This is a genomic window from Priestia sp. P5_B4 (genome assembly GCF_056400385.1).
The window spans coordinates 1-682 of the sequence record NZ_JBFULJ010001382.1; the positions used below are offsets into that span (position 1 = coordinate 1).

At 47.6% G+C, this 682-nt stretch carries 2 tRNA genes and 2 rRNA genes; all 4 read right to left on the reverse strand.

Annotated elements, in window-relative coordinates:
• Positions 1-163: ribosomal RNA gene (locus tag AC1DRF_RS31120) — 23S ribosomal RNA — on the reverse strand; the annotation flags it as partial.
• A 108-nt stretch (positions 164-271) separates the two neighbouring features.
• A tRNA-Ala gene (locus AC1DRF_RS31125) sits at positions 272-347 on the reverse strand.
• A gap of 17 nt (positions 348-364) precedes the next feature.
• Positions 365-441 (reverse strand) — tRNA-Ile (locus AC1DRF_RS31130).
• 69 nt (positions 442-510) lie between these two features.
• Positions 511-682 (reverse strand): 16S ribosomal RNA (locus tag AC1DRF_RS31135); the annotation flags it as partial.

Sequence of the window (682 nt, forward strand, 5' to 3'; positions counted from 1 at the left end):
AAGATACTGAAGATACTGTTCCATTACGAACAGTGGGTTTCCCCATTCGGAAATCTCCGGATCAAAGCTCACTTACAGCTCCCCGAAGCATATCGGTGTTAGTCCCGTCCTTCATCGGCTCCTAGTGCCAAGGCATTCACCGTGCGCCCTTTCTAACTTAACCATTAGCGAATAAATGGTACAACATAATGTTGTGTTATTTATTGRTTTGATTAAAGAAAAGTTTCACTTTTCCTCAGCAATTACTGTTATCTAGTTTTCAAAGAACAATTGGTGGAGCCTAGCGGGATCGAACCGCTGACCTCCTGCGTGCAAGGCAGGCGCTCTCCCAGCTGAGCTAAGGCCCCATTCGTTTAAATATATATGGTGGGCCTAAGTGGACTCGAACCACCGACCTCACGCTTATCAGGCGTGCGCTCTAACCAGCTGAGCTATAGGCCCATATATATGATAGAGAGAATTCTCTCAAAACTGAACGAAATGAAACGTACGTCTTATAAAAATCCTTAGAAAGGAGGTGATCCAGCCGCACCTTCCGATACGGCTACCTTGTTACGACTTCACCCCAATCATCTGTCCCACCTTAGGCGGCTAGCTCCTTACGGTTACTCCACCGACTTCGGGTGTTACAAACTCTCGTGGTGTGACGGGCGGTGTGTACAAGGCCCGGGAACGTATTCAC